Here is a 26,252-nt window from a genome sequence, read left to right on the forward strand (position 1 = left end):
TTGATCCCGGGCGCCGTCGGTTGTCAGTGGCGTTTGGTAAGAATGCAGGCGTGAGCAGCGAGAACGAGAACGGTGACGGCGGGGCCGAGGGGGCGTCGCCCGAGCAGCTCGCGCTCATCCGGGAGAGCGTGCGGCAGGCGAAGGTGCCGCGGGCCAAGCCCAGGACCTGGCGGGGTGCCGAGCTCGCGAAGGAGCTGCCGGTCGCCCGAGTACTGGTCGACAAGGGCGTACTGCATCTCGACCGGTACTTCGACTACGCCGTGCCCGCCGAGCTCGACGCCGACGCGCAGCCCGGGGTGCGGGTGCGGGTGCGGTTCGGCGCCGGACGGCATCGGGTGCGGGAGGGGCGGCGTGAGGGCGGGGGCCTCATCGACGGGTTCCTGGTCGCTCGCCTCGCGAAGTCCGACTACTCCGGGCCGCTCGCGGCTCTCGCGCAGGTCGTTTCCCCTGAGCGGGTGCTGAGCGAGGAGTTGCTCGGGCTCGCACGGGCCGTGGCCGACCGGTACGCCGGCGGGCTCGCCGATGTGCTCCAGCTGGCCGTGCCGCCGCGCAGCGCACGGGCCGAGCAGCGGCCGTCACCGGAGCCGCTCGCACCGCCCGACAGGCCCGAGGTGGGGTCCTGGGGTCGGTACGAGCGAGGAGCCGTCTTTCTGGAGTCGCTGGCCTCCGGGGGCGCGCCCCGTGCCGTGTGGAACGCGCTGCCCGGGCCCGACTGGAGCGAGGAGCTGGCGCGGGCCGTCGTCGCGACGCTGGCCTCCGGACGGGGAGCGCTGGTGGTGCTGCCGGACGGGCGTGCCGTCGCGCGGGTGGACGCCGCGCTGACGTCGCTCATGGGCAAGGGACGGCATGCGGTGCTGACCGCCGACGCCGGGCCCGAGAAACGGTATCGGGAGTGGCTCGCGGTACGCCGGGGGAGCGTACGTGCGGTCGTGGGGACCCGGGCGGCCATGTTCGCGCCCGTGCAGGATCTCGGGCTGGTCGCCCTCTGGGACGACGGCGACGACAGCCACAGCGAACTGCATGCTCCGCAGCCCCATGCGCGCGATGTGCTGTTGCTGCGCGCGGCGCAGGACAAGTGCGGCTTTCTGCTGGGGAGTTGGAGCTGCACCGTCGAGGCCGCCCAGCTCGTGGAGAGCGGGTGGGCCCGGCCGTTGGTCGCCGGGCGGGAGCAGGTGCGTGGCGCGGCTCCGCTCGTACGGACCGTGGGAGACGCAGATCTCGCACGGGACGAGGCCGCGCGGGCCGCTCGGCTGCCGACGCTCGCCTGGCAGGCGGTGCGGGAGGGACTGCGGCAGGGACCGGTACTGGTCCAGGTGCCCCGACGCGGCTATGTGCCGCGGATGGCCTGCGCCAACTGCCGGGCGCCCGCTCGGTGTCGGCACTGCTCCGGGCCACTGGAGGCGCAGGGCTCCGGAGCCGATCTGCGGTGCGGGTGGTGCGGACGCGAGGACGGGGCCTGGCACTGCTCCCAGTGCGGTGGGTTCCGGTTGCGGGCCCAGGTGGTGGGGGCGCGGCGCACCGCCGAGGAGTTGGGGCGGGCCTTTCCCGCCGTACCCGTTCGGACCTCCGGCCGTGAGCATGTGCTGGACACCGTGCCGGGGACGCCCTCGCTGGTCGTGAGCACGCCGGGCGCCGAACCCGTCGCCGAGGGCGGTTATGCGGCGGCCCTGCTGCTGGACGGCTGGGCCATGCTCGGGCGGCCCGATCTGCGGGCCGGGGAGGACGCGTTGCGCCGCTGGATCGCGGCCGCCTCGCTGGTGCGGCCGCAGAGCGCCGGTGGGACTGTGGTCGTCGTGGCCGAGCCCACGCTGCGGCCGGTGCAGGCGCTGGTGCGCTGGGACCCCGTCGGACATGCGGTACGCGAACTAGGGGAGCGTGCCGAGCTCGGGTTTCCGCCGGTGTCCCGGATGGCTTCCGTGGCCGGGCCCGGGGAGGCGGTCGCCGAGTTTCTTCGTACGGCCGAACTTCCGCCGGAGGCAGAGGTGTTGGGTCCCGTACCGGTGCCTGTCACGGCGGTGGGGCGACCGCGGCGGGTGGGGGCGCCTCCGCCGGGCGAGCAGTGGGAGCGGGCGTTGGTGCGGGTGCCGCCCGGGAGCGGGGCCGCGTTGGCGACCGCGTTGAAGGCTGCGCAGGCGGCGCGGATGGCGCGGGGAGGTGGGGAGGCTGCCGTGCGGGTTCGGATCGATCCGCCGGACATCGGGTGAGCCGCCGGCATCGAGTGAGCGCGATGGGCCCTGGGTTCTGAAGGTCGCGATGAGGGCGCGGCGCGGCTGAGGGCAGACGGGCTGCTGACCCGGTTCGGACATGCCTCTGGACATGCCTCTGCCCTCCCGGGTGCGCTTCGGGAGGGCAGAGCGTGAGGGGAGTCAGCCGTTGCGAGGGCCGGGGAACGCCGTGGGCCTGGCCTCGTCGCGGATGGCTGGACTGCCTGCCGTCGGCTGCGTCGGCATGGAGCGGGCCGCGGGGACGGTCGGCACCGTGGGGAGAGCGGTGGTGACGTTGACCGTCCGGGTGCCCGAGGGCTCGGTCGTCCGCTCGGCCTCGGCGGCCGCCTGGGTGGCCGCCCGGCGCGCGCCGTAGCGGCGATGCACGGCCTGCTTGGTGACGCCGAGGGCGGAACCGACCGCGTCCCAGGAGAAGCCGAGCGAGCGGTCGAAGTCCACGGCTGCCGTGACCAGGGTTTCGACACTGTCCCGTAGCTCCTGGGCGAGACGGACCGTCGGGGCGGGGGCGCGTCCGTAGACGACGAAGCCCGTGGAGGGGCCGGAGCGGCGCGGGCGGTAGACGTTGCCCAGCTGGGCGGTGAGCGTACGCAGTGCGTCCACCTGCCGGCGGACCCGCTCGATGTCCCGCACCAGCAAGTGCAGGCTGGCCCGAGCCTGGGCGTCGTGGGTTGCGTGGTCGGCCATGAACAAGCCTCTCGAACCGGCGTTGAAAAGGAGAGGGCCGCGCCGCGGAACGGCGGGTGTGGCGGGTGCGGCCCGTTGTGGTCAACTCTTTCTTGACCAACGCGGGAGCGGTCCGGGGGTCACGCACTGGGGGCGTATGGGCATATGCCTACGCCCCCGGGTGGGGGTGCGCGCCGCGGCCTTCGGCCTCGGTCGGCCCGTTGGGGACGGGGCAACCGTTCGTGGGGTTCCCCATGTGAGCCCCGTCCCGGGCACCCATAGACTTGTGCGTTGCCCAACCGACCCCGCCCGAGAGGCCCGTGTCCACCCATGAAGCTTGTCTTCGCCGGTACCCCTGAGGTTGCTGTTCCCGCTCTGGACGCTCTGATCGCCTCCGGGCGCCACGAGGTGGCCGCTGTCGTGACGCGGCCGGACGCGCAGGCGGGGCGTGGGCGTCGGATGGTGGCGAGTCCGGTGGCCGAGCGGGCCGAGGAAGCCGGGATCGAGGTGCTCAAGCCGGCCAGGCCGCGGGACCCCGAGTTCCTGGAGCGGCTCAGGGAGATCGCGCCCGACTGCTGTCCCGTCGTCGCCTACGGCGCCCTGCTGCCCCGCGTCGCCCTCGACATCCCGGCCCACGGCTGGGTCAACCTGCACTTCTCGCTGCTGCCGGCCTGGCGAGGGGCCGCGCCCGTGCAGCACGCCATCATGGCGGGCGACGAGATCACGGGGGCCTCCACCTTCCTCATCGAGGAAGGTCTCGACTCCGGGCCCGTCTACGGCACCGTCACCGAGGAGATCCGGCACACCGACACCAGCGGCGACCTGCTGACCAGGCTCGCCTTCGCCGGAGCCGGGCTGCTCGCCGCGACCATGGACGGGATCGCCGACGGCACCCTGAAGGCCGTGCCGCAGCCGGCCGACGGGATCACCCTCGCGCCCAAGGTCAACGTCGAGGACGCCCACATCGACTGGGCCGCCCCCTCCCTGCGCGTCGACCGTCTCGTCCGCGGGTGCACCCCGGCCCCGGGCGCCTGGACCACTTTCCGTGGCGAGCGGCTCAAGCTCATCCAGGTGCAGCCGGTGCCCGGGCGGGACGATCTCGCCCCGGGCGCGCTGTCCGTGGGGAAGAACAACGTGTACGTCGGGACCGGGTCGTACGCCGTGGAGTTGCTGTGGGTACAGGCCCAGGGCAAGAAGCCGATGCGGGCCGCCGACTGGGCGCGGGGCGTGCGGATCGGGGACGGCGAGAAGCTCGGGGTCTGACCGGCCGACGGAGCCACGGCCCCGGGGTGTACCGGCCATACGCCGGGGTCGTGGTGCGACGTAGGCTGGTCGTACATCTCTTCCCGCACATCCGGAGCACCTTTTTCGTGAGCGACACCTCCCGTCGGCCCCGCAGACCCGGCAAGCCCTATCGACGGCCTCAGAAGGACCCCGTCCGCGTGCTCGCCTTCGAGGCGCTGCGCGCCGTGGACGAGCGGGACGCCTACGCCAACCTCGTGTTGCCGCCACTGCTGCGCAAGGCGCGGGAGAAGGGCGACTTCGACGGGCGCGACGCCGCGCTCGCCACCGAGTTGGTGTACGGGACGCTGCGCCGGCAGGGGACGTACGACGCCGTCATCGGAGCCTGTGTGGACCGGCCGCTGCGTGAGGTCGATCCGCCGGTGCTCGACGTTCTCAGTCTGGGTGTGCACCAGCTGCTCGGGACGCGGATTCCGCCCCATGCCGCCGTGTCCGCGTCCGTGGAGCTCGCGCGGGTCGTTCTGGGCGACGGGCGGGCCAAGTTCGTCAACGCCGTGCTGCGGAAGGTCGCGCAGCACGATCTCGACGGGTGGATCCAGCGGGTCGCTCCGCCGTACGACGACGATCCCGAGGACCATCTCGCCGTCGTGCACTCGCATCCGCGGTGGGTCGTCTCGGCGCTCTGGGACTCGCTCGGTGGCGGACGGGCCGGGATCGAGCGGTTGCTGGCCGCCGACAACGAGCGGCCCGAGGTGACCCTCGTCGCTCGGCCGGGGCGGGCCACGACCGAGGAACTGCTCGGTGAGGAGGCGGCGGTGCCGGGGCGGTGGTCGCCGTATGCCGTGCGGCTCGCCGAGGGCGGGGAGCCGGGGGCCGTGGAGGCCGTACGGGAAGGGCGTGCGGGGGTGCAGGACGAGGGGAGTCAGCTGGTTGCCCTCGCGCTGGCCAACGCGCCGCTGGAGGGGCCCGACGAGAAGTGGCTCGACGGGTGTGCCGGGCCCGGCGGGAAGGCGGCGCTGCTCGGGGCGTTGGCCGCCGAGCGGGGGGCCGCGTTGCTGGCCTCCGAGAAGCAGCCGCATCGGGCGGGGCTTGTGGCGAAGGCTCTGGAGGGTAATCCGGGGCCGTATCAGGTGATCACCGCGGACGGGACTCGGCCGGCCTGGCGGGCGGGGAGCTTTGACCGGGTGCTGGTGGATGTGCCGTGTACGGGGCTGGGGGCCTTGCGGCGGCGGCCGGAGGCTCGGTGGCGGCGGCGGCCGGAGGATCTTGAGGGGTTTGCGCCGTTGCAGCGGGAGCTGCTGCGGGCGGCTCTTGATTCTGTCCGGGTGGGTGGGGTTGTGGGGTATGCGACGTGTTCGCCTCATCTTGCCGAGACTCGGGCAGTGGTGGGGGACGTGTTGAAGCAGCACGGTGGGGCTGAGTTGATCGATGCGCGGGGGTTGTTGGTGGGGGTGCCGGAGTTGGGGGAGGGGCCTGATGTGCAGTTGTGGCCTCATCTGCATGGGACGGATGCGATGTATTTGGCGCTGATTCGGCGGGTGGGCTGAACCGGAGGGTTTCGCCCCGCCGCCCCTACCCGTCCCATCCCTTGAAGGGGCTCCGCCCCTTCGACCCAGCCGTCGGCCCTTCGACCCAGCCGTCGCCCCTTCGACCCAGCCGTCGGCCCTTCGGGCCTCGTCCTCAAACGCCGGACGGGCTGAAGGGGCCTGGACGAAGCCGCGTGCCTCACGCGCCGGGCTGCCCGGTACCCCGGGACAGGCGATGTGGCCACCACACCTTCGGGCCCACGTCCAGGAACAGGGACGTCACCAGGATCGAGCGGACGATGAAGGTGTCCAGGAGGACGCCCAGGGCCACCGCGAAGCCTATTTCGGCGAAGGCGACCATGGGGAGGGTGCCGAGGGCGGCGAAGGTGCCGGCGAGGACCAGGCCGGCCGAGGTGATGACCGCGCCCGTGGCGGCGAGGCCCGTGACCACGCCGGCGCGGGTGCCCTGGTGGGCTGCCTCCTCGCGGATGCGGGTGGTGATGAAGATGTTGTAGTCGATGCCCAGGGCCACCAGGAAGACGAAGACGAAGAGGGGGAAGTCGGTCGACTCGCCCGCGTAGTCGAAGAGGTGGCGGAAGGCGAGCGCGCTGATGCCGAGGGCGGCCGTGAAGGACAGGATCACCGTGCCGATCAGAAGGAGCGGGGCGATCAGCGCGCGGAGCAGGGCGGTGAGGATGAGCAGGACGACCAGCAGGACCAACGGGATGATCAGTATGTTGTCGTGGGTCGTCGCCTCGTCCATGTCGAGCAGGGCCGCCGTGCCGCCGCCGACCTGCGCGTCCGCGTCCGGTACCGCGTGGACGGCGTCCCGGACTCGTTCGACGGTCTGTTTCGCGGCCTCGCTGTCGGCGGGGGCGGTCATCGTCGCCTCGAAGAGCACCTTGCCTTCGTAGGAGGGCTTTGTGCCTGGTGGGAGGCCGAGTGAGGTGGGGACGACGCCGTCCGTTCCGGCTACGGCACGGCCCACCTGTACGGCCTGGGCCTGGTTGCTGATGATGACCAGGGGGTCGCCGCTGCCAGCCGGGAAGTAGCGCTCGGAGATCTCCTGGCCGGTGATGGAGTCCGGTTTGTCGGTGAAGGCGTCGGCGTTGCTCAGGCCCTCGGCGCGGAGCTGGATCAGGCCGAGGGAGCAGACGGCGAGGGCGATGGCCGTGACGGTCCAGACCATGCGGGGGCGGTGGGAGATACGGCGGCCCATGCGGGCCCAGATGCCTCGGGTCTCCGGGTTGTCCGTGCCCAGGTGCGGGATCACCGGCCAGAAGATCCAGCGGCCGAAGATGACCAGGAGGGCGGGGAACAGGGTCAGCATCGCGATCAGTGCGACGGCGACTCCGATCGCCGCGACCGGGCCGAGGCCGCGTGTCGAGTTCATCTCCGCCGCCAGCAGTACCAGCATGCTCAGGACCACGGTGGCGCCGGAGGCGATCACCGCCGGGCCCGCGCGGTGCAGGGCCAGGGCCATCGCCTCGTGGCGGTCCTCGTGGCGGCGCAGCTCTTCTCGGTAGCGGGCCACGAGCAGGAGTGCGTAGTCCGTGCCCGCGCCGAAGACCAGGACCGTGAGGATGCCGGCGCTCTGGCCGTTCACCGTCAGGCCCGCGTGTTCCGCCAGCAGATAGATGAAGGACTGCGCGGTGAACAGGGCGACGATCACGGAGACGAGGGGGACCAGGAGCAGGGTCGGGCTGCGGTAGGTGATCAGGAGCATGACGATGACGACCGCCATCGCCGCGAGGAGGAGCGTGGAGTCGATGCCCTCGAAGGCTTCGGAAAAGTCGGCGGAGGTGCCGCCGGGGCCCGTGATGTGCACGGCGAGCCCGGCGCCGCCCGTGCCGACGACGTCCCTGATGGAGTCGACGGCGGGCGCGATGCGCTCCCAGCCCTTCTCGTCCATCGTGATCGGGACCTGGACCTGGGCCGCCTGCGGGTCCACCTCACGGTTGAGGACCGGGCCGCGGGTCTCGGCGCCGCGGATGCCGTGATCGGTGAGCTGCTTGAGCTGGGCGACGTCCTCGGTGATCGCCGCCCGGTCCCGGGCCGTCAGACCGCCGTCGCGGGCGTAGACGACGATCGCGGGGATCTGCTCCGGCCTGAAGTTCTCGGAGATCTCCAGGACTTGGGTGGATTCCGCGGAACCCGGCAGCCAGGACGCCGCGTCGTTGTCCTGCGCGTCGGTCAGCTTCTGTGCGAAGGGTGCCGTCAGGAACAACACCGCGAGCCACAGGACGAGCACCACCCACTTGGCGCGGCGCCCGCAGACCAGATGCGCGATGCCGCGCTGTCCGGATCCCGTCGGCCGCTGCTGCTGCCGCTGCGGCCACCGCTCGTCGTGGCTCTCCGTCATGGCCACCCCCGCAGCCGTCCAACGGTCCCGTCGGGCGCCCAGCATGGCACGGGCGAACCGGACACAACATCCGATGAACGTCTCAGGTCTGTACCGACGCGAACATTCGTGCCCGGACATGGCAGGCTTGGGTCATGGCCGTGCAGATCAACCCCAGCATCCTGTCCGCCGACTTCGCTCGCCTCGCGGACGAGGCGAAGGCGGTCGAAGGAGCCGACTACCTCCACGTCGACGTCATGGACAATCATTTCGTCCCGAACCTCACGCTCGGCGTGCCGGTCGTAGAGTCCTTGGCCCGTGCGACGGACACTCCGCTGGACTGCCATCTGATGATCGAGGCCCCCGATCGGTGGGCGCCCCAGTACGTGGAAGCGGGGGCGTCCTCCGTCACCTTCCATGTCGAGGCCGCCGCCGCACCGGTGCGGCTGGCCCGGGAGATCCGGGCCAAGGGTGCCCGCGCCTCCATGGCGCTCAAGCCCGCGACGCCCATCGAGCCGTACGAGGATCTGCTCCCCGAACTCGACATGCTGCTGATCATGACGGTCGAGCCGGGCTTCGGTGGTCAGGCGTTTCTCGACATCATGCTTCCGAAGATTCGCCGCACCCGCGAGTTGATCAGCAAGCACGGCCTCCAGCTGTGGCTCCAGGTGGACGGCGGAGTCTCCGCCTCGACCATCGAGCGATGTGCCGAGGCGGGTGCCGATGTGTTCGTCGCCGGTTCGGCGGTGTACGGGGCCGAGGACCCGGCCGAAGCGGTCCGTGGGCTGCGCGCTCAGGCGGAGGCGGTCACGAAGACCGCCGCCTGGGCATGCGACCACTGAGCCAAGGGAACGTGAACGGCGCCCATCAGGGCGGATCAAGAGCGCCGGATCTGCAAGGATGAACGGCGAATCCAGAGTGTGAACAGCAGTGAGGAGATCGCCGTGTCGGGTATGTCGGCGGGCCGGTCAGCCATGCGGATGGGACCCGCTGAGCTGGTGCAGGCGGCGGCCATGGCCCGCCGCTTCTACCTCGAGGGCAAGTCCAAGATCCAGATCGCGGAGGAGTTCGGCGTCAGCCGCTTCAAGGTGGCCCGGGTCCTGGAGACCGCCCTCGAACGGGATCTGGTGCGCATCGAGATCCGAGTCCCGGCCGAGCTGGACGCGGAGCGCTCGGACGCGCTGCGCGCCCGCTACGGCCTCAGGCACGCCGTCGTGGTCGAGTCCCCGGCCGAGGCCGAGGAGACGCCCGATCCCGAGAACCTGGGAGAAGTGGCCGCCGACCTGCTCGGCGAGCTGGTGAACGAAGGCGATGTGCTGGGCCTGGCCTGGGGCCGGTCCACCATCCACATGGCGGCCGCTCTCGACCGGCTGCCGCCGTGCACGGTGGTGCAGTTGACGGGCGTGTACGACGCCGGGACCGCCGAGCGCGGTTCCGTGGAGGCGGTGCGGCGGGCCGCGCAGGTCTCCGGCGGCGACGCGCACCCCATCTACGCGCCGATGCTGCTGCCGGACGCGGCCACCGCGGCGGCGCTGCGCCACCAGACCGGGATCGCCCGGGCCTTCGAGTACTTCGACAAGGTCACGGTCGCCTGTGTCTCCATCGGTTCCTGGGAGCCCGGTATCTCGACCGTGCACGACATGCTCAGCGACGAGGAGCGGGCCCACTACGCCTCGCTCGGGGTCGCAGCCGAGATGTCCGCGCACCTCTTCGACTCCGAGGGGCGCCGGGTCGGACGGGACCTCGGGGAGCGGTGCATCACCGTCAAGGCGGACCAGCTCCGCCGTATCCCGGAGGTCGTCGCCATCGCGGGCGGGGCGCGCAAGGCCGCCGCGATCGACGCGGTGCTGCGGTCCGGACTGGTCACCAGCCTGGTGACGGACACCTCGGCGGCGGACGTGCTGATGACGGCCGGGCCGACTCCGAGGTCGACGCTCAACAGGGCTGACCCGGACGGACAGTGACGGTATGTCAGGAGGGGGTGGCCGGTGGTCGCCCCCTCGTTCATCGACGATCACTACGAACTCGGCGGTACTGAGATGACGGACCTCGCGGTCACGCTGGACCTCGACGGGGTGACGGACAAGGCGGGCCTGATGGACCGCTGTGCCCTGACCCTGGAGTTCCCCGACTGGTTCGGCCGCAACTGGGACGCCCTCGCCGACAGCCTCTCCGATCCGACCGTGTGGCCCGCGGAGGCCGCGGACGGGTTGCTGGTCGTCGTACGGAACTGGCAGCCGTACGCGAAGGCCCGGCCCGAGGAGTGGGAGATCGCCCAGGAGGTGTTCTCCGCGGCGGTGGACCGGGCGCCGTCGCTCAATGTGATGCTCGCTCTCGGAGGATCCTCCTAAGGCCTCTCTGACCTGCTTGTATGAAGCGACCGTGCATCACGATCCGGTCAGCATGGGACAATGAAGTACGTGCTCTTCTCCCCTGGCTGACCTGTCCGGGGGCCACCTCTGATCGACTGGGATGTGCAGCACGTGCGTTTCCTCAATGACATCCAGCCCGCGTACGACCTGACGTACGACGACGTCTTCATGGTCCCGAGCCGCAGCGCGGTCGGCTCGCGGCAGGGCGTGGACCTCAGCTCCCCGGACGGCACGGGCACCACGATCCCGCTGGTCGTCGCCAACATGACCGCCATCGCCGGCCGCCGTATGGCCGAGACCATGGCCCGGCGCGGCGGCCTGGTCGTCATCCCGCAGGACATCCCGATCGACGTCGTCACGGACGTCGTCTCCTGGGTGAAGAGCCGCCACCACGTCCTCGACACCCCGATCGTGCTGGCCCCGCACCAGACCGTCGCCGACGCGCTGGCCCTGCTGCCCAAGCGCGCGCACAACGCCGGTGTGGTCGTCGACGACGACTTCAAGCCGATCGGCGTGGTCACCGACGCCGACCTGTCCGGCGTGGACCGCTTCACGCAGCTCGAAGTGGTCATGTCCCGGGACCTGCTCCTCCTCGACGCGGACCAGGACCCGCGTGAGGCCTTCAACACCCTGGACCACCACAACCGGCGCTACGCCCCCGCCGTCGACTCCGACGGCCGCCTCGCGGGCATCCTCACCCGCAAGGGCGCCCTGCGCGCCACGCTGTACACCCCGGCCGTCGACGCCGACGGCAAGCTGCGGGTCGCCGCCGCCGTCGGCATCAACGGCGACGTGGCGGGCAAGGCCAAGCAGCTGCTCGACGCGGGCGTCGACACGCTGGTCATCGACACGGCGCACGGCCACCAGGAGTCGATGATCGCCGCGATCCGCACGGTGCGTGCGCTCGACCCGCGGGTGCCGATCGTCGCGGGCAACATCGTCGCCGCCGAGGGTGTGCGGGATCTGATCGAGGCGGGCGCCGACATCATCAAGGTCGGTGTCGGTCCGGGTGCGATGTGCACGACGCGGATGATGACCGGCGTCGGCCGGCCGCAGTTCTCCGCGGTCCTGGAGTGCGCGGCCGAGGCGAGGAAGTACGGCAAGCACGTGTGGGCCGACGGCGGTGTCCGGCACCCGCGCGACGTCGCCATGGCGCTCGCGGCCGGTGCCTCCAACGTGATGGTCGGATCCTGGTTCGCGGGCACCTACGAGTCGCCGGGCGACCTTCAGCAGGACGCGGGCGGCCGGCTCTACAAGGAGTCGTTCGGCATGGCGTCCGCGCGGGCCGTGGCCAACCGCACGTCGGACGAGTCGGCGTACGACCGTGCCCGCAAGTCGCTGTTCGAGGAGGGCATCTCCACCTCCCGTATGTTCCTCGACCCGGCCCGGCCGGGCGTGGAGGACCTGATCGACTCGATCATCGCGGGTGTGCGGTCGTCCTGCACGTATGCCGGCGCCGGGTCTCTGGAGGAGTTCGCCGAGAAGGCGGTCGTCGGGATCCAGAGCGCGGCCGGGTACGCCGAGGGCAAGCCGCTGCACGCCAGCTGGAGCTGACGCTCGGTCAACGCCGGTGCGCCCAAGGGGCCGGGTACGGCTGCAGGCGGGCGGCCGCGGGTCGTCCGTGGCTGGTCGCGCGGTTCCCCGCGCCCCTGAGGTACCTGCAGTGGACGCCCCTCAAGGGCGCGGGGAACCGCGCGACCAGCCCCCACGCACCCGCACTGCGCAACGGTCGAAAGCCGTCGTGCAACGAACACCCATCCAGCCCCCATGAACGCAATGATCTTGCGGGCATGCGCAAGGTTGCTGCATTTCACCAGCAACGCCACTCCTCATAGGCTGTCGCCTCGTACGTGGCGTGGCAGGGACCCCGCTCGGTGGGTTCCTGCTGTCGCAGAGTGCCGCCGGTCCCTGCCGCCCTCACAGGCAGCGACGAAGGAGTCAGCGCGTGCTCGACCAAGGCGCACCCCCGCAGAACCGCCCCCAGACAGGCCCACCGTCCCCGGGTGTCGGCGCGCGCCTCATGCGTCGCAAGCCCGTGGAACACCTGGTCGCGGAGGGTGGCCAGGGCGAGGGAGGGTCCCTGCGGCGCTCGCTCGGCATGTGGCAGCTGACCATGATCAGCATCGGTGCCACCCTCGGCACCGGCATCTTCGTCGTCCTCGGCGACGCCGTTCCGGAGGCCGGCCCGGCCGTCACCCTCGCCTTCGTGATCGCCGGTCTCACGGCGCTCTTCTCGGCCCTGTCCTATGCCGAGCTGGCCGGCAGCATCCCGGTCGCCGGGTCCTCGTACTCGTATGCGTACGCAACGATGGGCGAGCTCGTCGCCTGGGTCTGCGGCTGGTGTCTGGTGCTGGAGTACGGCGTCTCGGTGGCCGCCGTCGCCGTCGGCTGGGGCGAGTACCTCAACGAGCTGCTCGACGGGACCATAGGCGTCACCATCCCGTCCGTGCTGTCCTCGGCGCCCGGCGAGGGCGGGATCATCAACCTGCCCGCGCTGATCGTCGTCCTGCTGGCGATGGTGTTCCTGCTCGGCGGAGTCCGCGAGTCCGCGCGCGCCAACACGATCATGGTGGCCGTCAAGATCGCCGCGCTGGTGCTGTTCTGCGCCGTCGGCTTCATGGGCTTCAAGTCCGGCAACTACTCCGACTTCATGCCGCTCGGCATGGCGGGTGTGAGCGCCGCGGGTGCGACGCTCTTCTTCTCGTACATCGGCTTCGACGCCGCCTCCACCGCCGGTGAGGAGGCCAAGGACCCCAAGAAGGACCTGCCGCGGGCGATCATGCTGTCGCTGATCATCGTGACCGCGCTGTACGTCCTGGTCGCGGGTGTCGCCGTCGGCGCCTGGAACTGGACCAAGTTCGAGGGCTCCGAGGCCTCCCTCGCCGCGATCATGAACGACGTCAGCGGCCAGAGCTTCTGGGGCACGCTGCTCGCCCTCGGCGCCGTGATCTCCATCGCGAGCGTCGTGCTGACCGTGCTCTACGGCCAGACCCGCATCCTGTTCGCGATGTCCCGGGACGGCCTGGTGCCGAAGGCGCTCGGCAAGGTCCACCGCAAGACCGGTGCGCCGCGGCTCAACACGATCATCGTGTCCTTGTTCTGCGGTGTGCTCGCCGCCGTCATCCCGCTGGGCAAGCTCGTCGACGCGACCAGCATCGGCACGCTGTTCGCCTTCGCCCTGGTCAACATCGCGGTGATCGTCCTGCGTGTGAAGCGCCCGGAGCTCGAGCGCACGTTCAGGGTGCCGTTCGGGCCGGTGCTGCCGGTGCTGGGCTTCCTGTTCTGCGCGTACAACATGTTCAGCCTGGACACCGTGACCTGGGTGGTCTTCGGATGCTGGATGGCCGCCGGACTCGTGTTCTACTTCCTGTACGGCTATCGCCGTTCCCGTCTTGCCACGCAAGCAGCCACACCAGAAGTGAAGTGAACCGCCCGCAGTGCTGAACGATCTCGACGAACGCATCGTGCACGCCCTCGCCGAGGACGCCCGCCGCTCCTACGCGGACATCGGGCAGCTAGTCGGCCTGTCCGCGCCCGCCGTGAAACGGCGCGTGGACAGGCTGCGCGCCACCGGTGCCATCACCGGGTTCACCGTCCGGGTGGACCCGTCGGCCCTGGGCTGGGAGACCGAGGGGTTCGTCGAGATCTACTGCCGGCACAACACCTCGCCGGAGACGATCCGGCGGGGTCTTGAGCGGTATCAGGAGGTCGTGGCCGCGTCCACCGTCACCGGGGAGGCGGATGCCGTGGTGCAGGTCTTCGCATCCGACATGCGGCACTTCGAGCGAGTGCTCGAGCGGATCGCCGGGGAGCCGTTCGTGGAGCGGACCAAGTCGGTGCTGGTGCTGTCGCCGCTGCTGCGGAGGTTTTCTTCCGGGTCGCCCACGTAGCGCCCCGCGGGTCGGGCGGGTGGGGGGTGCCTCGTCATGTCGTTCCTCGACTGCGGCTGCGGTGTGGCTGGTCGCGCAGTTCCCCGCGCCCCTGAAGGGCGCGTGTGCTGAGCGCGGGTGCCCGGCCGGCTATTTCGCCTGTGCTCCCACGCCAGGGGCGCCTACCATCGATGCCATGACCTGGCGACATTGATCCACCAGCCGTGCCTCCCGAGGGCCGCCTCGGACGCCGTACCTCCGGCGTCCGAACTGTCCCTGCGGGAAGGCCTCATGACACTCTCACCTGCACGCGTGCCCGTCACCGGCGTCCGCCGTATCACGGCCACGCTGTACGGCTACTCGTTCCTCGACGACTTCGTCCTGCTCTACCCGGTGTACGCGCTGCTGTTCGCAGACACCGGCATGTCGCTGTGGCAGATCTCCTCCCTGTTCGCCCTGTGGTCGATCACCGGCGTGCTGCTGGAGGTCCCCTCCGGTGCCTGGGCCGACACCGCGTCGCGGCGCCGGCTGCTGTGGATCGGCCCGCTGCTCACCGCCGTCGGCTTCGCGCTGTGGGTGGTCACCCCGTCGTACTGGGCCTTCGCAGTGGGCTTCGTGCTGTGGGGCGCCGGCGGAGCGCTCGGCTCCGGTGCGCTGGAGGCGCTGGTGTACGACGAGCTGGACCGGCTGGGCGCCGCCGACCGGTACGCACGGGTCATGGGCCGGGGCCGGGCCGCGCGACTGCTGGGCACGATGGCCTCGGCCGGTCTCGCGGGGCCGGCCTTCGCGCTCGGCGGCTACCCCGTCGTCGGCGCGGCCAGCGTCCTCGCCTGTCTGCTGACCGCCGCCACGGCGACCCGGTTCCCGGAGCACCGGGTGCGGCCGGAGGAGGCGGAGGACAGCTGGGCGGCGACCTTGCGGACCGGGCTCGCGGAGGTTCGCGAGGACCGTTCCGTGCGGGGTGCGCTGCTGCTGATCCCCGCGGTCGCCGCCGTATGGGGCGCGCTCGACGAGTACACCCCGCTGCTGGTCCGGGACATCGGCGTGGCCGAGGCCACCGTCCCCTATCTGATCCTGCTGATCTGGGCCGGCGTCACCGCCGGAAGCCTCCTGACCGGACCGGCCGAACGCCTCGGCACGACCGGGCTCGCGGCGCTCCTCGCGGCCGCCGCACTCGCCCTGGCCGTGGGAGCCGCCGCCGGCTCAGTGGCCGGCATCGCCCTCGTGGGCCTCGCCTTCGGCGGGTTCCAGGTGGCCGAGGTGCTCGCCGACGTCCGCCTCCAGCACCGCATCGACGAGTCCCGCCGGGCCACCCTCACCTCCGTCGCGAGCCTGGGCACCGAACTTGCCACCGTCGCCACCTTCGGCCTGTACGCGCTGCTCGGCACAGGTGCGTCGCACGGCACGGTGTTCGCCGTACTCGCGATTCCCTACCTGGTGACGGCGCTGGTGCTGGCTAGAGCTCGGGCTGCCACGGCACGACCGTGAAGTCCCCGGTGCCCTTCCTGACCGTCTCGAAGGGCGCCGAACTCACGCACTTGGGCAGCTCCTTCGTCTCGACGGGGCTGCCCGTCGACGCCCAGCTGTAGCCCAGCCGGTCGCGTCGGCCGAGGTCGTGGACGGTGACGCCGACCCGCTTGCCTTCGGCGCCCGGCAGGTCGGAGGAGGTGATGACGCCGGACACGACGGCCACCTTGCCACCCGTGAGCAGGCAGTCGACCTTCACCTTCGCCCGGGCGCCGTCGCCGTTCAGGTAGTGACTGAACTCGAAGGTGCCGGTCGCCTTCGTCGGGTCGGCGGTGTCCCTCGCCGCCAGATGCGCGTCGAAGGAGAAGGTGATGTCGTCCCCGGCTGAGCGGTACAGCTTGGCGGTGCCGGTGAGGGCGGCGGCTTCCCGTGGGCGCGGTTCGTCGGACAACGCCGAGGCCGAGGCCGCGACCCCGGCGGTGAGCAGCAGCGCGGAGCCCAGCACGACGATCTTCGTACGGCGGTTCATCGCGGTCCTTTCCGCTGGTCAAGTGGACGGTGACCACTCTCCCGGCCCGTCGCCCGCCCCACATCGCGCCGGGGGCGGGACCCCGTCTCCGCCGTCCGGCGGGAGAGGCCCGCCGCCGCTGCGCCGCGAGGTGGACCTGGCCTACGACCGGGGGCGCGCAACGAATCGCCGCCGACCTCCGCACGCACGCAACAAACCGCTCACCGGCGCGCAACGGCTCCTCCTTGTCCGCCCTGCTCAGCCGCCCGTACCGTCTACGTGGCCCCTACACGGCCCCCCGCCCCCCTTCCGCCCGGTGAGGAACACGCATGCGTACCGCCCTGCTCCAGAGCTCCGGCCGCCCCGGCTCGACCGTCGAGAACCTCAAGGTCCTCGACGAGGCCGCGGGGCGTGCGGCCGCCGCGGGCGCGGGGCTGCTGGTCGCGCCGGAGATGTTCCTGACCGGGTACGCGATCGGTGACGACATCGCCCGGCTCGCGGAGCCGGCCGACGGCGACTGCGCGGACGCCGTCGCCGAGAGCGCGACACGGCACGGTCTGGCCATCGCCTACGGCTACCCCGAGCGCGCGGGCGGGACGGTGTACAACTCCGCGCAGCTGATCTCCGCCGACGGCACCCGGCTCGCCAACTACCGCAAGACCCACCTCTTCGGCTGCTTCGAGCGCGACCACTTCACCCCGGGCGACCAGCAGGTCGTCCAGGCCGAGCTCGACGGCGTCCGCGTCGGCGTCCTGATCTGCTACGACGTGGAGTTCCCCGAGAACGTCCGCGCCCACGCCCTCGCCGGCACGGACCTGCTGATCGTGCCGACCGCGCAGATGCACCCGTTCCAGTTCGTCGCCGAGTCGATGATCCCGGTGCGCGCCTTCGAGAACCAGATGTACGTCGCGTACGTCAACCGGGTCGGGCAGGAAGGGGAGTTCGAGTTCGTCGGCCTCTCCACCCTCGCCGGCCCCGACGGAGTCGCCCGCACCCGGGCCGGCCGCGCCGAGGAACTCGTCCTCGCCGACGTCGACCCCGTCTTCCTCGCCGCATGCCGCGAGGAGAACCCGTATCTGAAGGACCGCCGCCCCGGTCTCTACGGGTCCCTGATCTGAGCCTCGCCCGCCCCCCGCAGTCCCTGTTTGTGCAAGGAGTCCGTACCCCATGACGTCCACGGTGCCCAACGCCGTCCAGCACGCCGACGAGCAGCAGCCGCCGATCACCATGTTCGGCCCGGACTTCCCGTACGCGTACGACGACTTCCTCGCCCACCCGGCGGGGCTGGGTCAGATACCGGCGACCGAGCACGGCACCGAGGTCGCGGTCATCGGCGGCGGGCTGTCCGGGATCGTGGCCGCTTACGAGCTGATGAAGATGGGTCTCAAGCCCGTCGTGTACGAGGCCGACCAGATCGGCGGGCGGCTGCGGACCGTCGGCTTCGAGGGCTGTGACCCGGCCCTGACCGCCGAGATGGGCGCGATGCGCTTCCCGCCGTCCTCCACGGCGCTCCAGCACTACATCGACCTGGTCGGCCTGGAGACCCAGCCCTTCCCCAACCCCCTTGCCGAGGCGACGCCTTCGACCGTCGTCGACCTCAAGGGCGAGTCGCACTACGCCGAGACCATCGACGACCTCCCGCAGGTCTACCGGGACGTCGCCGAGGCCTGGAACAAGTGCCTCGAAGAGGGCGCCGACTTCTCCGACATGAACCGGGCCATGCGCGAGCGGGACGTGCCGCGCATCCGCGAGATCTGGGCGAAGCTCGTCGAGAAGCTCGACAACCAGACCTTCTATGGCTTCCTCTGCGACTCCGAGGCCTTCAAGTCGTTCCGGCACCGCGAGATCTTCGGCCAGGTCGGCTTCGGCACCGGCGGCTGGGACACCGACTTCCCCAACTCCATCCTGGAGATCCTGCGCGTCGTCTACACCGAGGCCGACGACCACCACCGCGGCATCGTCGGCGGCTCGCAGCAGCTGCCGGTCAGGCTCTGGGAGCGCGAGCCGGAGAAGATCGTGCACTGGTCCTACGGCACCTCGCTCGCCAAGCTCCACGAGAACGGCGAGCCCCGCCCGGCCGTGACCCGGCTGCACCGCACCGCCGGCAACCGGATCACCGTGACCGACGCGAACGGCGACATCCGCACGTACCAGGCGGCCGTCTTCACCGCCCAGTCCTGGATGCTGCTGTCGAAGATCGCCTGCGACGACTCGCTCTTCCCGATCGACCACTGGACGGCGATCGAGCGGACCCACTACATGGAGAGCTCGAAGCTGTTCGTGCCGGTCGACCGGCCCTTCTGGCTGGACAAGGACGAGGAGACCGGGCGGGACGTCATGTCGATGACGCTCACCGACCGTATGACGCGCGGCACCTACCTTCTCGACGACGGCCCGGACAAGCCCGCCGTCATCTGCCTCTCCTACACCTGGTGCGACGACAGCCTGAAGTGGCTGCCGCTGTCCGCGAGCGAGCGGATGGAGGTCATGCTGAAGTCGCTCGGCGAGATCTACCCGAAGGTCGACATCCGGAAGCACGTCATCGGCAACCCGGTGACGGTGTCGTGGGAGAACGAGCCGTACTTCATGGGCGCGTTCAAGGCCAACCTGCCCGGCCACTACCGCTACCAGCGGCGCCTGTTCACGCACTTCATGCAGGACCGGCTGGACGAGGACAAGCGGGGCATCTTCCTCGCCGGCGACGACATCTCCTGGACGGCTGGCTGGGCCGAGGGCGCCGTCCAGACCGCGCTGAACGCGGTCTGGGGCGTCATGCACCACTTCGGCGGGGCCACCGACGCGACCAACCCGGGACCGGGCGACGTCTACGACGAGATCGCGCCGGTCGAGCTGCCCGAGGACTGAGGCCCCGAGACCAGGCTCAGATCCCGGCCGCCCGCGCCTTCTCGTACACCTCCGCCGCGACGTCCTTGAGCTCCTGGGCGTCGCGCACGGAGCTCTGGAGGTCGACGAAGATCTCGTCCAGGCCCACCTCGGCGTACGCGGCCAGGTCCTCGACGATCTGGTCGACGCTGCCGTGGAAGGGCGCGCGGTCGGAGCCCTCGTACCCCTTGGCGGTGTAGCGCGCGTTGGTGCGTACCACCGTCTGCAGCGGCTCCGTACGACCCCGCTCGGCGGCCAGGTCCCGCAGCTCCTGCCACTGCTTGGCCAGCGACTCGGCGTTCATGGCGACGGGCATCCAGCCGTCGGCGTGGTCCACGAGCCGGCGCTGGGCCTTGCGGGTGGCGGCGGCGAGCAGGATGGGGATGGGCCGGGCGGGCTTGGGGCCGACCACGGCGGGGGCGATCCTCGTGGTGCGGCCGTCGTAGGACACCGGGTCCGGGCCCCACACCGCGCGGCAGACCTCGATCACCTCGTCGAGGACCTGGCCGCGCTCCTCGAAGGGTCGGACGGAGGCGGCCGCGTACTCGTCGTGCGACCAGCCGGTGCCGAGGCCCGCCACGACCCGGCCGCCGCTCGCCGCGTCCAGGGTGGCGAGGGTCTTGGCGAGCTGGAAGGGCACGTGCAACGGGGCCACCAGCACGCTGGTGCCGAGCCGGGCCCGCTCGGTGGCCGCGGCCGCCAGCGTCAACGTGACCAGCGGGTCGGCGACCCCGCGGTAGGCGTCCGGCCAGGGCAGGCCCTCGATGCCGTACAGCCCCTGGGTGGCCGGCTCGGGGAACAGGGCCCGCTCGTACAACCCACAGGCTCTCGTAGCCGACCGCCTCCGCGGCGCGTGCCACGTCCGGGACGTCCCTGCCGAGGTCGTACTGCTTGTTCTGCGGGAGTGCCAGTCCGAGCCGAGTCGCCATGCCTGTGCTCCTTCGCAAGAGGTCCACTCCTGTCGAACGTACAACGTTCATCCACCAGTTGAGGGGACCCGTCACAGGAGTGGCCGAATCACTCCGGCAGTGGCGTGAGCATCATGCGTCCGGCGAACCCCACGGCCGCGTCCAGCCGCTCGGTGAACTCCTCGGCGACATCGGGCAGTCGGCGCAGCGCCCACAGCGCCCGCGCCGCCGACCAGGTCGCGTCCCGGGCCCGCTCCAGGCTCCAGGAGCCGAGCAGATGGGTGAGCGGGTCGGCGATCTGGAGCAGGTCGGGACCCGGCATCAGCTCTTCGCGGACGCGCTCCTCCAGCGAGACGAGGAGATCACCCACCCGGTCGAACTCGTCCTCCAGGTCGACGGGTTCGCAGTCGAGGCTACGACAGGCGTCCACCACGGCGAGCGCCAGATCGTGGCCGATGTGCGCGTTGATGCCCGCGAGCGCGAACTGCAACGGACGTACGCCGGGATGCCGGCGCATCTGGAACAGGGGCCGCCAGCAGGCGGGCGGGCGCCGCTCGTCCTCGGCCCGCTCCACCGCCGTGAGATACCGCTCCGCGAACCGCACGTCCAGCGTGATCGCCGCCCCCGCGTCCGCGAACCGGCCCTCGTCGATGTGCCGGTCGACGGCCTCCGTGACGGTGAGGTAGACGCGGTTGAAGACGGCCACTCCGTCGCGCTCGGGCAGGGCCGCGTGGAGGGCGCGCATACGGGAGATGACGGCGTCCACGGGTGTGGTGAATTGTTCGCATTGCGCCATGGGGGCAGAGTCCCAGCTTTAGGCTGGCGCAGGTGTCGGCGGGCCCGGCGCTTCCCCAGAACGGGGGAACGCGCCCGCTGTCGGGGGAGGGGGAGCAGGACGGTGCCAGGCTTACGTGCCCAGCGACTGGCCGCACGCAGGTCCGAGCGCAGGAGGGCGGCCCGGCGCCATGCCATGGTCGTGGCGGCCTGCGTCGTGGTCGCCGTCGGCACCGCGACCGGCATGATCTCCGCGCTCGACGGCAGAGGGCGCTCCGACGAGGCCGGGCGGCCCGAGGTGACGCGCTCGCCGAGCCTGGACTCCCTGCCGCTCGTGCCTTCATCGTCCCCGTCGGCCTCGAAGTCCCCGTCCCCGTCCCCGACGCCGACTTCACCGACCCCGAAGGAGAAGAAGGCCGGCCCCGCGAGCCCCGTGCCCGCCCCGACCAGGACCGAGAGGAGCCGGCAGCCGACCGTGGTCTCCGCCCGCCTCTACCGCCACCCCGACTCCCAGGTGCTGGAGTGGGTCCGCGGCAATACCGGCGACCCGCGCCACGCGGTCATCGCGTCGCGGATCGCCGCTCAGCCAGCCGCCGTGTGGTTCGCCGACTTCACGCCGGACACCATCACCGCCCGGGTCCGCGCGGTCACTTCGGGAGGCTCGGCGCTGGGGCGGGTGCCCGTGGTGGTGCCGTACGCGATACCGGACCGTGACTGCGGCGGGCACTCCCAGGGCGGGGCACCCGACCTCGACGCGTACGACGCCTGGATCGACAGGTTCGCCGCCGGGCTAGGCTCCTCCGACGTCATCGTGGTCCTGGAGCCCGACTCGGTCGCCCAGTCCGAGTGCCTCTCCGCCGCCGGACGCGCCGACCGCTTCGCCTCGTTGGCCCGCGCCGGCCGCGCCTTCAAGACGGCGAACCCCAGGGCGCGCGTCTACTACGACGCCGGGCACTCCGGCTGGCACGCGCCCGGCAAACAGGCCGAGTGGCTGCGACAGGCCGGCGCCGCCTCGACCGCCTCCTCCGACGGCGTCTTCAGCAACGTCTCCAACTTCCACGCCACGACCGACGAGATCGCCTACGACCGACAGGTCCTCGACGCCCTCGGCGGCCCCGCGAGCCTCGGCGCCGTCATCGACACCAGCCGCAACGGCGCCGGCGTCCCGGCCGACGGGGAGTGGTGCGACCCCGCCGGCCGCAAACTGGGCCGGGCGCCGACACTCAGCACGGGGGAGGCGCGGATCGACGGCTACCTGTGGGTGAAGCTGCCGGGGGAGTCGGACGGCTGCAAGGGGAGGCCGGGGACCTTCACCGCGTCGTACGCCTACGACTTGGCGCGCTGAGCCCCGTCTCGGCTGTCACTCTCGTTGCCGGGCCGGCCCTCCTCGTCGTAGGAGGACGTGCCCTCGTCGAGCAGCGGCTCCTGCGTCTTGAGGTGGGCCGGGGCGAAGGCGCGTAGCGCGTGGTAGCCGGTGATGACGACGAGCGTGCCCAGTGCGATCCCGCTGAGCTCGAAGGTGTCGGTGAACTCCATGGTGACGTTGCCGACGCCGATGATGATGCCCGCCGCCGCCGGGACGAGGTTGAGCGGGTTGCGCAGGTCGACCTTGGCGTTGATCCAGATCTGCGCGCCGAGCAGGCCGATCATGCCGTACAGGATGACCGTGATGCCGCCGAGGACGCCGCCTGGGATCGCGGCCACGACCGCGCCGAACTTGGGGCAGACGCCGAAGAGCAGGGCGAAGCCGGCGGCGGCCCAGTAGGCGGCGGTGGAGTAGACGCGGGTCGCGGCCATCACGCCGATGTTCTCGGAGTAGGTGGTGTTGGGCGGGCCGCCCACCGCCGTGGAGAGCATCGAGGCGACGCCGTCCGCGGAGATCGCGGTGCCCAGCTTGTCGTCCAGGTTGTCGCCGGTCATCTCGCCGACCGCCTTGACGTGCCCGGCGTTCTCGGCGACCAGGGCGATGACGACCGGCAGGGCCACCAGGATCGCCGACCACTGGAAGGACGGGCCGTGCAGGTCGGGCAGCCCGATCCAGTCGGCCTTCGAGACCCCGGAGAGGTCGAGCCGCCAGTGGTCGGTGAGCTTGCCGCTCGCGTCGACCGAGTGGATCTTCCCGAATATCCGGTCGAACGCCCAGGAGATGCCGTAGCCGAAGACCAGGCCCAGGAAGATCGCGATGCGGGACCAGAACCCGCGCAGACAGACCACCGCGAGCCCGGTGAACAGCATCACCAGCAGCGCCGTCCACTGGTCCTGCGGCCAGTACGTCGAGGCCGTCACCGGGGCGAGGTTGAAGCCGATCAGCATCACCACGGCGCCGGTGACGATCGGCGGCATCGTGGCGTGGATGATCCGAGCGCCGAACTTCCGCACGGCGAGACCGACCAGGAACAGCACGGCGCCGACGACCAGGACCGCGCCGGTGACGGTCGCGCTCGTACCGCCGTCGGCCCGGATGACCGCGGCGACCCCGACGAAGGAGAGGGAGCAGCCGAGATAGCTGGGCACCCGGCCACGGGTCGCGAGCAGGAAGACGAGCGTCGCGACGCCGGACATCATGATCGCCAGGTTGGGGTCGAGCCCCATCAGGACCGGCGCCACGAAGGAGGCGCCGAACATGGCCACCACATGCTGGGCGCCGAGTCCGACGGTACGGGGCCACGAGAGCCGTTCGTCGGGGCGGACCACCGCTCCGGGTGCCGGCGTGCGTCCGTCGCCGTGCAGTTTCCAGCGGACGCCGAGATCCATGGTGCGGTTTCGCTTTCGTCGTGCGGGTGGGTGACCGGACCATTGTCAGGTACGTGGGGAACCGCACCGACCAGGGCTGATCGCACGTACGAAGCGACTGCTCGAGGGCCTCAGGGGCGTGGGTCGGGAACCGCCGTGTCCGGTCGGCTGACCTTCGGGCGCTCGCGGTCACCGGCGCGCAGGACGCGTGCGAACACCACCAGGCCGAAGGACAGCACCGTCACCAGGCAGAAGGACACCATCAGACTGGTGGCCTGGGCGATCCCGCCGATCGCGCTCGGGGCGATCAGACCCGAGGTGTACGTGATGGTCGCGACGCCCGCGATGGCCAGCGAGGGATTGCTGCCGCTGCGGCCCGCGGCCGCGAAGCAGAGCGGCACGACCACCGCGATGCCCAGACCCAGCAGCGCGAACCCGGCCATCGCCACGGCCGGCTGGTCCGACAGCACGATCAGCAGGCCGCCCAGCGTCGCGAGGACACCGCTGAACCGGACCGTGCGCACGGCGCCGTAGCGGTCCACGATCCTGTCCCCGGCGATCCGGGCGAGCGCCATGGTGAGAGTGAAGCCGGTCGTGCACGCCGCCGCGAGTCCGGCCGAGGTGTCCAGCTGGTCCCGCAGATAGACCGCCGACCAGTCCAGGCTCGCGCCCTCCGCGAAGACCGCGCAGAACCCGACCGCGCCGATGAGCAGCGCCGACCTGGGCGGCAGCGCGAACCGGGGCGGCGGCTCCTCGTCCTCGGCGGGCTGGAGGTCGAGCACCCACCGGCACGCCAGGACGCCGAGGAAGGTCAGGGTGGCCGCGGCGAGCGCGTGGTGCAGCCGGGCGTCGCCGCCCAGGTGAGCCGCGACTGTGCCGGCCGCCGAGCCGATCAGGGCGCCCGCGCTCCACATGCCGTGCAGCCCGGACATGATCGACCGGTCCAGGCGGTTCTCGACCTCGACGCCGAGCGCGTTCATCGCCACGTCCGCCATGCCCGCCGTGGCGCCGAACGTGAACAGCGCCAGGCACAGGGTCAGCAGGTTGGGGGCGAGGGAGGGCAGGACGAGGGCGAGGGTCCACAGGGCGATCAGTCCGCGCAGGGCGTTCCGGGCGCCGAAGCGGTGGGTGACGCTGCCCGCCAGCGGCATCGCGAGGGAGGCGCCGAGCGCGGGGAAGGCGAGCGCCAGCCCCAGCTGGCCCGCGCTGACCCCGGCATGGTCCTGGATCCAGGGCACCCGTGTCGCGAACGAACCGGTGACGGCGCCGTGCACGGCGAAGACGGCCGCCACGGCGTACCGGGCGCGCTTCACCTCGCGCAGGTCGTAGACCACCTCACCCATTGTCCGGCCCCTCCTGGTCCTCGCTCCGTGCGGACTGCGTGCTGCGCGCGTCGCACTCTGTGTTGACGCCGCGCGTAAACTATCAGGGTCCCTGCCTGATAGATAGGGGATATCCCGGCCGCCCACCGCACGGCCCCGCCGATCTGGAAGGATCCCGGCATGCCCGCATCCCCGAGCACCGCCCGGGCCATCAACGACCGGCTCGCCCTGCGACTGCTCCAGCAGGAGGGCCCGCTGACGGCAGGGCAGTTGAAGCAGTTGACCGGCCTGTCCCGGCCGACCGTCGCCGACCTCGTCGAACGCCTCACGGCCGCCGACCTGATCGCGGTCGTCGGCGAGGCAGGCGAGCAGCGGCGCGGCCCGAACGCCAAGCTGTACGGCATCGTCGCCGACCGCGCCCATCTGGCGGCGCTGGACGTCCGTACCGAAGGTGTCTCCGTCGTCGTGTCCGACCTGGTCGGGGCCGTGCTCGCGGAGGCGTCGGTGCCGATCGGCGGCGACACGGGGACCGGGCCCGCGGTGGAGCAGGCGGTCACGCTCGTGGAGCGGGTCGCGAAGGAGGCGGGGGCGGACCGGCTTCATACGGTGGGGATAGGCGCCCCGGGCCTGATCGACCCGGCGAGCGGCGAGCTCCGCGACTCCACCGGCCTGCCCGAATGGCACCGCCGTCTGGTCGCGACCCTCCAGGAACGGCTCCCCGAGGCCCGCGTCAGCGTCGAGAACGAGACCAACCTCGCCGCCCTCGCCGAACAGCGCGACGGCGTGGCCCGCGACCGCGACACCTTCGTCCTGCTCTGGCTCGGCCACGGTACGGGGGCTGCCGTGGTCCTCGACGGTGCCCTGCGCCGAGGAGCCTCCGGCGGCACCGGCGAGATCGGCTTCCTGCCCGTACCGGGCACGTCGGGACTGCCCACGGCGGTGGACTGCGAGGGCGGGTTCCACTCCCTGGCGGGGGCGGCGGCGATCGTGGAGCTGGCGCGGGCGTACGGCTTTCCGGTCGAGGGCGCGTCCGCGCACGAGCCGCTCGCCGCCGGGGTCGTCAGGGAGGCTGTGGCGCTGGTGGCGGGGGCCGGGGGCGAAGCCGGTGTGGTCGGCGACGCCGCCTCCGCCGACCGTTTCCTCGACGCCTTCGCCGATCGCCTCGCCGTGGGCGTCGCCTCCGTCGTCGCCATCCTCGACCCCGGCTGTGTGGTGCTCGGCGGGGAGGTCGGGCAGGCCGGCGGGGAGGCGCTCGCAGAGCGGGTGGAGGAGCGGATCCGACGGATGTCGCCGTTGGCGACCGTGGTTCGGCCCACCGGTCTGGGCGGCGGCGCCGTCCTGCGCGGAGCGCTGCTCACGGCGCGGGACGCCGCGCAGGACGAGCTGTTCGGGCCGCCGGACCGGTGACCGGACCTGGGA

Annotated in this window: 20 protein-coding genes and 1 pseudogene; 14 read left to right on the forward strand and 7 right to left on the reverse strand. The window is 71.6% G+C overall.

Going from position 1 to position 26,252, the window contains the following annotated elements:
• The first annotated feature begins 50 nt into the window (after positions 1 to 50).
• Positions 51 to 2,204, forward strand: coding sequence for a primosomal protein N' (locus ACZ4UU_RS23960; protein WP_471905407.1), 2,154 nt, complete (start codon positions 51 to 53; stop codon positions 2,202 to 2,204).
• A 162-nt stretch (positions 2,205 to 2,366) separates the two neighbouring features.
• Here the strand turns inward: ACZ4UU_RS23960 and ACZ4UU_RS23965 are convergent, their stop codons facing one another.
• A complete protein-coding gene (locus ACZ4UU_RS23965; RefSeq protein WP_234768592.1) occupies positions 2,367 to 2,909 on the reverse strand; it encodes a hypothetical protein in 543 nt (180 codons plus the stop codon).
• Between the two features lie 309 nt (positions 2,910 to 3,218).
• On the opposite strand from ACZ4UU_RS23965, the gene fmt reads away from it, so the two are divergent.
• Positions 3,219 to 4,151 carry a methionyl-tRNA formyltransferase gene (fmt, locus tag ACZ4UU_RS23970; RefSeq protein WP_471905408.1) on the forward strand — a complete coding sequence of 311 codons (933 nt, stop codon included), beginning with the start codon at positions 3,219 to 3,221 and terminating at the stop codon, positions 4,149 to 4,151.
• A gap of 107 nt (positions 4,152 to 4,258) precedes the next feature.
• Positions 4,259 to 5,677, forward strand: a complete 1,419-nt coding sequence (locus ACZ4UU_RS23975) for an RsmB/NOP family class I SAM-dependent RNA methyltransferase (protein WP_471905409.1) — start codon at positions 4,259 to 4,261, stop codon at positions 5,675 to 5,677.
• Between the two features lie 178 nt (positions 5,678 to 5,855).
• Here the strand turns inward: ACZ4UU_RS23975 and ACZ4UU_RS23980 are convergent, their stop codons facing one another.
• Entirely contained in the window at positions 5,856 to 8,018 is a 2,163-nt protein-coding gene (locus tag ACZ4UU_RS23980) for an MMPL family transporter (RefSeq protein WP_471905410.1), read from the reverse strand.
• A 134-nt stretch (positions 8,019 to 8,152) separates the two neighbouring features.
• Between ACZ4UU_RS23980 and rpe the strand changes: the two genes are divergently transcribed.
• From rpe to ACZ4UU_RS24015, 7 genes are all read left to right on the forward strand, one after another.
• The gene (gene rpe / locus ACZ4UU_RS23985; protein WP_471905411.1) at positions 8,153 to 8,839 is read left to right on the forward strand and encodes a ribulose-phosphate 3-epimerase; all 687 of its coding nucleotides are present in this window, start codon (positions 8,153 to 8,155) and stop codon (positions 8,837 to 8,839) included.
• A gap of 78 nt (positions 8,840 to 8,917) precedes the next feature.
• Positions 8,918 to 9,961 carry a sugar-binding transcriptional regulator gene (locus tag ACZ4UU_RS23990; protein ID WP_471905412.1) on the forward strand — a complete coding sequence of 348 codons (1,044 nt, stop codon included), beginning with the start codon at positions 8,918 to 8,920 and terminating at the stop codon, positions 9,959 to 9,961.
• Positions 9,962 to 10,036: 75 nt separating this feature from the next.
• Positions 10,037 to 10,348, forward strand: a complete 312-nt coding sequence (locus tag ACZ4UU_RS23995) for a barstar family protein (RefSeq protein WP_471905491.1) — start codon at positions 10,037 to 10,039, stop codon at positions 10,346 to 10,348.
• A gap of 132 nt (positions 10,349 to 10,480) precedes the next feature.
• Complete coding sequence (locus tag ACZ4UU_RS24000; RefSeq protein WP_471905413.1) at positions 10,481 to 11,923, forward strand: GuaB1 family IMP dehydrogenase-related protein; 1,443 nt, start codon at positions 10,481 to 10,483, stop codon at positions 11,921 to 11,923.
• Between the two features lie 391 nt (positions 11,924 to 12,314).
• A complete protein-coding gene (locus ACZ4UU_RS24005; protein ID WP_471905414.1) occupies positions 12,315 to 13,796 on the forward strand; it encodes an amino acid permease in 1,482 nt (493 codons plus the stop codon).
• Between the two features lie 10 nt (positions 13,797 to 13,806).
• A complete protein-coding gene (locus tag ACZ4UU_RS24010; RefSeq protein WP_030947984.1) occupies positions 13,807 to 14,259 on the forward strand; it encodes an Lrp/AsnC family transcriptional regulator in 453 nt (150 codons plus the stop codon).
• 270 nt (positions 14,260 to 14,529) lie between these two features.
• Entirely contained in the window at positions 14,530 to 15,726 is a 1,197-nt protein-coding gene (locus ACZ4UU_RS24015) for an MFS transporter (protein WP_471905415.1), read from the forward strand.
• On the opposite strand, the gene ACZ4UU_RS24020 is transcribed toward ACZ4UU_RS24015, so the two are convergent.
• Positions 15,695 to 16,234 (reverse strand): Repetin, encoded by a 540-nt coding sequence (locus tag ACZ4UU_RS24020; RefSeq protein WP_471905416.1) that lies wholly within the window; start codon positions 16,232 to 16,234, stop codon positions 15,695 to 15,697. The two genes, ACZ4UU_RS24015 and ACZ4UU_RS24020, sit on opposite strands and share 32 nt — an antisense overlap.
• Positions 16,235 to 16,542: 308 nt before the next feature.
• On the opposite strand from ACZ4UU_RS24020, the gene ACZ4UU_RS24025 reads away from it, so the two are divergent.
• Positions 16,543 to 17,331 carry a carbon-nitrogen hydrolase family protein gene (locus ACZ4UU_RS24025; RefSeq protein WP_471905417.1) on the forward strand — a complete coding sequence of 263 codons (789 nt, stop codon included), beginning with the start codon at positions 16,543 to 16,545 and terminating at the stop codon, positions 17,329 to 17,331.
• Between the two features lie 49 nt (positions 17,332 to 17,380).
• Positions 17,381 to 19,078, forward strand: coding sequence for a flavin monoamine oxidase family protein (locus tag ACZ4UU_RS24030; RefSeq protein ID WP_471905418.1), 1,698 nt, complete (start codon positions 17,381 to 17,383; stop codon positions 19,076 to 19,078).
• Positions 19,079 to 19,094: 16 nt separating this feature from the next.
• Here the strand turns inward: ACZ4UU_RS24030 and ACZ4UU_RS24035 are convergent.
• Together ACZ4UU_RS24035 and ACZ4UU_RS24040 are read right to left on the reverse strand one after the other, a co-directional pair.
• A pseudogene (locus tag ACZ4UU_RS24035) lies at positions 19,095 to 20,025 on the reverse strand (LLM class F420-dependent oxidoreductase).
• An 88-nt stretch (positions 20,026 to 20,113) separates the two neighbouring features.
• Positions 20,114 to 20,800: a DUF5995 family protein gene (locus ACZ4UU_RS24040; protein ID WP_471905419.1), complete on the reverse strand. Its 687-nt coding sequence runs from the start codon at positions 20,798 to 20,800 to the stop codon at positions 20,114 to 20,116.
• A gap of 174 nt (positions 20,801 to 20,974) precedes the next feature.
• Between ACZ4UU_RS24040 and ACZ4UU_RS24045 the strand changes: the two genes are divergently transcribed.
• Complete coding sequence (locus ACZ4UU_RS24045; RefSeq protein WP_471905492.1) at positions 20,975 to 22,123, forward strand: glycoside hydrolase family 6 protein; 1,149 nt, start codon at positions 20,975 to 20,977, stop codon at positions 22,121 to 22,123.
• Here ACZ4UU_RS24045 and ACZ4UU_RS24050 read toward each other — a convergent pair.
• A complete protein-coding gene (locus ACZ4UU_RS24050; RefSeq protein ID WP_471905420.1) occupies positions 22,105 to 23,532 on the reverse strand; it encodes a uracil-xanthine permease family protein in 1,428 nt (475 codons plus the stop codon). The genes ACZ4UU_RS24045 and ACZ4UU_RS24050 overlap by 19 nt on opposite strands.
• A 110-nt stretch (positions 23,533 to 23,642) precedes the next feature.
• Positions 23,643 to 24,854 (reverse strand): MFS transporter, encoded by a 1,212-nt coding sequence (locus ACZ4UU_RS24055; RefSeq protein WP_471905421.1) that lies wholly within the window; start codon positions 24,852 to 24,854, stop codon positions 23,643 to 23,645.
• 159 nt (positions 24,855 to 25,013) lie between these two features.
• On the opposite strand from ACZ4UU_RS24055, the gene ACZ4UU_RS24060 reads away from it, so the two are divergent.
• Positions 25,014 to 26,240 carry an ROK family transcriptional regulator gene (locus tag ACZ4UU_RS24060; RefSeq protein WP_471905422.1) on the forward strand — a complete coding sequence of 409 codons (1,227 nt, stop codon included), beginning with the start codon at positions 25,014 to 25,016 and terminating at the stop codon, positions 26,238 to 26,240.
• Positions 26,241 to 26,252: the final 12 nt, after the last annotated feature.

This window comes from Streptomyces sp. NPDC028907 (assembly GCF_055564995.1).